The 7,148-nt window shown below is 70.1% G+C and carries 6 protein-coding genes and 1 pseudogene; 3 read left to right on the forward strand and 4 right to left on the reverse strand.

Annotated features, from left to right (window positions below):
- Nucleotides 1-186: pseudogene (locus A5692_RS01920) on the forward strand (D-alanyl-D-alanine carboxypeptidase); the annotation flags it as partial.
- Here the strand turns inward: A5692_RS01920 and A5692_RS01925 are convergent.
- Genes A5692_RS01925 through ffh form a run of 4 tightly spaced genes read right to left on the reverse strand, consistent with a single transcriptional unit; the run spans nucleotide 187 to nucleotide 5,359 of the window.
- The gene (locus tag A5692_RS01925; RefSeq protein ID WP_068051495.1) at nucleotides 187-795 is read right to left on the reverse strand and encodes a TetR/AcrR family transcriptional regulator; all 609 of its coding nucleotides are present in this window, start codon (nucleotides 793-795) and stop codon (nucleotides 187-189) included. It abuts the pseudogene before it with no gap.
- Nucleotide 796: 1 nt separating this feature from the next.
- On the reverse strand, nucleotides 797-2,659 hold the full coding sequence (locus tag A5692_RS01930) for an amidohydrolase family protein (RefSeq protein ID WP_369830248.1): 1,863 nt from the start codon (nucleotides 2,657-2,659) through the stop codon (nucleotides 797-799).
- 41 nt (nucleotides 2,660-2,700) lie between these two features.
- Complete coding sequence (locus A5692_RS01935) at nucleotides 2,701-3,789, reverse strand: amidohydrolase family protein (protein WP_156765879.1); 1,089 nt, start codon at nucleotides 3,787-3,789, stop codon at nucleotides 2,701-2,703.
- Between the two features lie 13 nt (nucleotides 3,790-3,802).
- The gene (gene ffh, locus A5692_RS01940) at nucleotides 3,803-5,359 is read right to left on the reverse strand and encodes a signal recognition particle protein (protein WP_068051502.1); all 1,557 of its coding nucleotides are present in this window, start codon (nucleotides 5,357-5,359) and stop codon (nucleotides 3,803-3,805) included.
- 155 nt (nucleotides 5,360-5,514) lie between these two features.
- On the opposite strand from ffh, the gene A5692_RS01945 reads away from it, so the two are divergent.
- Nucleotides 5,515-6,321 carry an alpha/beta hydrolase gene (locus A5692_RS01945; protein ID WP_068051504.1) on the forward strand — a complete coding sequence of 269 codons (807 nt, stop codon included), beginning with the start codon at nucleotides 5,515-5,517 and terminating at the stop codon, nucleotides 6,319-6,321.
- A gap of 103 nt (nucleotides 6,322-6,424) precedes the next feature.
- Nucleotides 6,425-7,148: DEAD/DEAH box helicase (locus tag A5692_RS01950; RefSeq protein ID WP_156765878.1), on the forward strand; the 724-nt coding region annotated here is incomplete at its 3' end.

A 7,148-nucleotide genomic window follows, 5' to 3' on the forward strand; every position in this document is an offset into this window, starting at 1 on the left:
ACCGGGTTCACCAACGCGGCCCGCAAGACCTTCGTCGGGGCCGCCGCCCGCGGTGGCCGTCGGCTGGTCATCGCGATGATGTACGGGCTGATCAAAGAGGGCGGACCGACGTACTGGGACCAGGCGGCGACGTTGTTCGACTGGGGATTCGCGCAAAGCCCGCAGTCCAGCATCGGCTCGTTGTAGCTATTCCGGGCGGCCCGCGTCCGGCGCCGCCGCGGACAGCAGCGTCATCAGCATCGGGATCCGTTGCTCGGCGATCTGCGGCTGCGGCAGCACCCCCTCCACCACCGCGGCCCCGTCGAACACGTTGGTCAGCACCGAGACCAGCACCGGGAACGTCTCTTCGGGGAAGCTCTCGGCGCCGGGCAGCGAACGGGCGGCGTCGTGGATCTTCGCGGAGTACTGGCGCAGCTCGGTTTGCAAAGTGGCCCTGAGCTTTTCGTCGGTGCGCGCGGCGACCAGCAGCTCGTACAGCACGGCGTTGCTGGGCGCGGCGGTGAGGTCGCGCAGGATCGCCAAGGCGGCTTCCAGCGCCGGCCGATCGGGCGGTATCTCGGCGACCCGCTTGGTGAACGTCTCGAGCTGACGACGCAGCACCTCCGACGCGGTGGCCGCCATGAAGTCGCCCATGGTCTCGAAGTGCCGGAACAGGGCGCCCACGGACACGCCCGCGCGCTTGGTGATCACGGCGGCGGACGCCCGGGCATAGCCGACCTCGATGATGGTGTCGATGCAGGCGTCGAGCAGCCGCCCCACGGTCTCTTCCCGACGCTGCTGCTGGGTTCTCGCCATGTCAGGCCCCGATTGTCAGGGCGCTCCGGCCGCGGTGCCGCTGGCCGGCGCGCAGGTAGCGGCCCGACTTGACGGTTTGGCCGTAGCCGTCCCTGAACTCGCCTCCGCACGGGCCCGCACGGAAGACGACGGCGCCCCCCACACCGGTCGCGACGACGGCGTCGTCGTTGCGGTTGACCATGCGCCGCAGGCCGCCGTAGAACGGCACCTCATCCTCGTAGTAGCCCTCGACCGTTTCGTTGAGGCCGGCCGGGTCGATCACCACGAAGTCCGCGCGGTCGCCCTGGCGCAGCGTGCCGGCGTCGACGCCGAACCACTCCCCCAGCTCACCGGTCAGCCGGTGCACCGCGCGCTCCGTGGACATGAACGGCGCGCCGGCCCGCTGGGCATCCCGAACCCGCTTGAGCAGCTTGACCGGGAAGTTGTAGAAAGCCATGTTGCGCAGGTGCGCGCCGGCGTCGGAGAAACCCATGTGCACGCTGCCCTCGTTGGCGAGCGCGTCGAGCAGCTTGGGGCGGTGGTTGGCGACGACGGTTGTCCACCGCACGTTGCGCTCGCCGTTTTCGACGAGCACGTCCAGGAACGCGTCGAGCGGGTGCAGCTTGCGCTCCTCGGCGATGGCGCCAAAGCTCTTGCCGATCAACGACTCGTCGGGGCATTCGACGATGACCGCGTCGTGGAAGTCGCGGTGCCACAACGACGGTCCGAGCTTGACGCGGTCGAACTCGCGGCGGAACTTCCGTCGGTATTCCTTGTCGGCCAGTAACTCGTTGCGCTCCAACTGGTCCCGTAGGTGCAGCGCGGCCGTTCCGGCGCCGAACTCCTCGAATACCGGCAGGTCGATTCCATCGGAGTACAACTCGAACGGCACCGGCAGATGCTGGAACCGCACGCTGGCGCCCAGCAGCTTGTTCAGCAGCCGCGTCCCCGGGCCGAACACGTACACCGACAACGGCATCGACTTGGCGTCGGCCGATACCAGCATGCTCATCCGAACGCCCTTGCCGCGGTTCAGGATCCGGCTGCTGGCCAGGAAGAACAGCATCCCGGTCGACGGCTTCGCCACGTTGGGGGCGCTCTGCAGCAGGCGGCCGCGCTTGCGCAGCACCTTGATCAGCCTGCGCCGCTCGCGCCAGGTCGCGAAGGTGGACGGCAGCGCCCGCGACCGGAAGCGCTCACCGTCGAGCTTGTCGATGGCCGCGTCCATGCCGGACATGCCGAGCATCCCGGCTTCCAGCGCGTCGTCGAGCAGGTCCGCCATCTTCTCCAGCTCGGCGCCGGTGGGCGCGACGGCGGCGTCGGTGGCCCGGTCGAGCCCCAGCACCGCGGCCCGCAGGTCCGAATGACCAAGCAGCGAGCCGATGTTCGGACCGAGCGGCAGGGCGTCGATCGCCTTGATGTATTCCGCCGGGGTGGACCACGTCTTGTCCTGCAGGGCGCCGTAGACGTATTCGCGGGGAACGGCCTCGACCCGGCTGAAGAGGTCGGCGGCGTCCTCGGCGTTGGCGTAGACCGTGGACAACGAGCAGTTGCCCAGCAACACCGTGGTCACACCGTGGCGCACGGACTCCCGCAGGCCCGGGTCCAGCAGCACCTCGGCGTCGTAGTGGGTGTGCACGTCGATGAAGCCGGGCACGATCCACTTGCCGGCCGCGTCGATCACGTCGGGGCAACCCGCCTCGTCCAGCGGCCCGTCCGACACCGTGGCCACCACGCCGTCGCGGATGCCCAGCGTGCGGGTCTGCGGTGCTCCGCCGGTGCCGTCGAACCACAGCCCGTCGCGGATGATCACGTCGTACGCCACTCTTGCCTCCTGGTCCTCGCGGTGACACGGACCGTAACATAGATAGCAAGCACTCGCAATCTTTTCTGTCCGGTGTGTCCGTCCGTCGGGCCGGTGCCGGCCTAGGCCGGCGGGCGAAACGCCTTGCCGCGCAATATCACCAGGTCCGGACGGCGTAGCACGTGCGGGCCCGACCGCGGGTCCTGCGCGTAGCACAGCAGGTCGGCGGGCGCGCCGTGATCGAGGCCGGGTCGGCCCAGCCAGCGGCGCGCGTCCCAGCACGCCGCGCCCAATGCCTCGGCCGGGCTCATCCCGATGCCCTTGAGCGCCTCGACCTCATCGGCGATGCGCCCGGGCGCGACCATGGTGCCGGCGTCACTGCCGGCGTAGATCGGCACGCCCGCATCGCGGGCGGCGGCGATCCGCGACAGGCCACGAGCATGCAGGTCGCGCATGTGGGCGGCGTAGGTCGGATACTTCGCGGCGGCGGCGTCGGCGATGCCGGGGAAGTTCTCGACAATGTTGACCAGCGTGGGGACCAAGACCGTTCCGTGCTCGACCATCAACGCGATGGTGTCGTCGGTGAGACCGGTGCCATGTTCGATGCAGTCGATGCCGGCGTTGATCAACCCGGGCAGCGCGTCCTCACTGAAGACGTGCGCGGTGACCCGGGCACCGTGGGCGTGCGCGGTCTCGATTGCGGCCTTGAGCACGTCGTCGGACCACAGCGGGGCGAGATCGCCGACGCTGCGATCGATCCAGTCGCCGACCAGCTTGATCCAGCCGTCCCCGCGGCGCGCCTCTTCCGCCACCGCCTCGGGCAATTGCCATTCGTCTTCGAGCTCACGCGAGAAGCCGGCCGCGTAGCGCTTGGGCCTGGCCAGATGTTTTCCGGCGCGGATTATGCGGGGCAGGTCGTCGCGGTCGTCGAGGCTGCGGGTGTCGGTCGGTGAGCCGCAATCACGCAGCAGCAGCGCCCCGACGTCGCGTTCGGTCTCGGCCTGCGTGATCGCCTCGTCGAGCGGGATCTCGCCGTGCTCGCCGAGGCCGACGTGGCAGTGGGCGTCGACCAGTCCGGGCAGAATCCAGCCGCCCCCAGAAGCCCCGAAGACGGTGTCGGCCCCGGTGACGGGCTCGGTGCTGATGCGCCCGTCGACGATCCACAGCTCGGTGGGGATCTCGTCGGGCAGTCCGACACCTCGCACGTGCATACGCACGGCGCGGCTAGTTCTTGTCTGGGAACTTGAGTTTGGACAAGTCGAAGTCCGCAAGCCCGGGCGGCAGCTCGTTGAGCCCTTCGGGCATGTGCGACAGGTCGGGGAACCCGGCCGGCATGCCCGGCATCCCGGCGCCGAGGGGGTTGCGAACCTTGGGCGGCGTCGGGCCCCGCCCACCCTTCTTACCCTTCTTGCCCTTGGCGCCCTTGGCCTTTCGGGTCGCGGACTTGCGGCCCATGCCCGGGATGCCCATGCCGCCGAGCATCGACGACATCATCTTGCGGGCCTCGAAGAAGCGGTCGACCAGCTGGTTCACCTCCGACACGGTCACGCCCGAGCCGTTGGCGATGCGCAGCCGCCGCGACGCGTTGATGATCTTCGGGTCGGCCCGTTCTTCGGGCGTCATGCCGCGGATGATGGCCTGCAGGCGGTCGAGTTGTTTGTCGTCGACCTGGGCGAGCGCGTCCTTCATCTGCCCGGCCCCGGGCAGCATGCCCAGCAGGTTGCCGATCGGGCCCATCTTGCGGATGGCGAGCATCTGCTCCAGGAAGTCCTCCAGCGTCAACTCGCCGGTGCCGATCTTGGCGGCGGCGGCCTCGGCCTGCTGGGCGTCGAAGACCTGCTCGGCCTGTTCGATCAGGCTCAGCACGTCGCCCATGCCCAGGATTCGGCTGGCCATCCGGTCGGGGTGGAAGACGTCGAAGTCCTCCAGCTTCTCCCCGGTGGAGGCGAAAAGGATTGGGACGCCCGTCACCTCGCGCACCGACAACGCGGCGCCACCGCGGGCGTCGCCGTCGAGCTTGGTCAGCACCACCCCGGTGAAGCCGACGCCCTCGCGGAAGGCCTCCGCGGTGGTCACGGCGTCCTGGCCGATCATCGCGTCCAGCACGAACAGGACTTCGTCGGGGTTGACGGCATCCCGGATGGCCGCGGCCTGCGCCATCAGCTCGTCGTCGATGCCCAGCCGGCCGGCGGTGTCGACGATGACGACGTCGTGGTGCTTGGCCCGCGCCTCGGCGAGCCCCGCCGCCGCGACCGCGACCGGGTCGCCGGGTCCCGATTCGGGGGACTCGCCGGGATGGGGCGCGAAGACCGGGACCCCGGCGCGCTCACCGACGACTTGCAGCTGGTTCACGGCGGCCGGCCGCTGCAGGTCGCACGCCACCAGCAGCGGGGTGTGCCCCTGGCCGCGCAGCCACGCGGCCAGCTTGCCGGCCAGCGAGGTCTTACCGGAACCCTGCAGGCCGGCGAGCATCACCACGGTCGGCGGCGTCTTGGCGAACGCCAGCTGGCGGGTCTCGCCGCCCAGGATGCCGATCAGTTCTTCGTTGACGATCTTGACGACCTGCTGCGCCGGGTTGAGGGCACCCGAGACCTCGGCGCCCTTGGCGCGGTCCTTGATCCGGGTGACGAACGCCCGCACTACGGGCAACGACACGTCGGCTTCCAGCAGCGCCAGCCGGATCTCGCGGGTGGTGGCCTCGATGTCGGCGTCGGTCAGACGACCCTTGCCGCGTAGCCCTTGAAGTGCACCGGTCAACCGGTCGGACAGCGATTCAAACACCCCGCCAGCCTAGTGGCACTGCCGGTCGGCCGGCTTGGCGCCGCCCGCCGACCACGACACATCAACGGCTGCGACGACACGCCGAGGCCAGTCGCAACGCTTTATGTCTGGCGAACGGGTCCCGGCGCAGGCGAGCGCGCTATTGAATGGTTCCCATGCTCGAGGTGATCGACAAGGGATCCTGCACCCGGGACCATCCCGTTCCGCTGCTCTTCGTGCACGGCGGCTGGCACGGCGCGTGGTGCTGGGAGCACTTCCTGGACTTCTTCGCCGACGCCGGCTACCGCGCGGTCGCGGTGAGCCTGCGCGGGCACGGCGCCAGCCCGACGGCGAAGCCGCTGCACAAGGTCTCCATCGCCGACTACATCGAGGACGTCCGCAACGTGGCCGACGGGCTGGGCGGCGCGCCGGTGCGCCACCCTGTCCTCATAGGCCATTCCCTGGGCGGCTTCGTGATCCAGCGCTACCTCGAAGACCACCGAGCGCCGGCGGCGGTGCTGGTGGGCTCCGTGCCGCCGCAGGGCGTGCTGAGGTTGGCGGTGCGCGTCTGGCGCCGCCGGCCGTCGATGACCATGGAAGCCTGGAGCGACCGCACGCTGCTGAAGTTCCTCGCCACCCCGGCGCTCACCCGCGAGTACCTCTTCTGCGCCGACACGCCCGAGGCCGTCGTCGAATCCTGCATGCGGCGCGCCGGGGCCGAAAGCGTGCGCGCCGCCATGACCGACCCGCTGGTCCGCCGCGTCAGGACCCGGCGGGTGACCACGCCGATCCTGGTGCTGGGCGCCGAGTACGACGGCTTCGTCAGCGTCGGCGACGTGCGCGCCACCGCGCGCGCCTACCGCACCGAACCGGAATTCTTCTCGATGGGCCACAACATGATGCTCGAGCCGGGTTGGGCTGACGTCGCCGAACGCATCCTCGCGTGGCTGGAGACCCACGACCTGGCGGCCGAACCGCGTTAACCACGCTCGAGTCGTTACTGCGCCGAAAAGTGTTGGCGTGCTACATTTCACGTCCGCCACTTAACCGGGCCGTCCGCGTCGACAACTGCAACTACGGGGGGAAATGTCCGTGCAACCGGCCGATCGCACGGAGACCTCCGTCGACGGCGGCGGCAGGGCGCTGCGCGGCTGGCAGCGCCGGGCGTTGGTCAAATACCTGGCCGGCCGGCCGCGCGATTTCCTGGCCGTGGCCACCCCGGGATCGGGGAAGACGACGTTCGCCCTACGGGTCGCCGCCGAACTGCTGAGCCAGCGCGCCGTCGAGCAGATCACGGTGGTGGTGCCCACCGAGCACCTCAAGGTGCAGTGGGCGCAGGCCGCGGCGCGGCACGGCATCGCCCTGGACCCGAAGTTCTCCAACACCAGCGCCCGCACCTCCGGCGAGTACCACGGCGTGATGGTCACCTACGCGCAGGTCGCGGCGCACCCGACGCTGCACCGGGTGCGCACCGAGCAGCGCAAGACACTGGTCGTCTTCGACGAGATCCACCACGGCGGCGACGCCAAGACCTGGGGCGACGCCATCCGCGAGGCCTTCGGCGACGCTACCCGCCGGCTCGCCCTGACGGGCACGCCCTTCCGCAGCGACGACAGCCCCATCCCGTTCGTCGACTATGAGGCGGGCGCCGACGGGGTACGCCGGTCGCGGGCCGACCACACCTACGGCTACGCCGAGGCCCTCGCCGACGGGGTGGTCCGGCCGGTGGTGTTCCTGGCCTACTCGGGGGAGGCGCGCTGGCGGGACAGCGCCGGCGAGGAACACGCCGCGCGGCTGGGCGAGCCGCTGA

This window comes from Mycobacterium sp. E342 (assembly GCF_001667665.1).
Lineage (GTDB): Bacteria > Actinomycetota > Actinomycetes > Mycobacteriales > Mycobacteriaceae > Mycobacterium.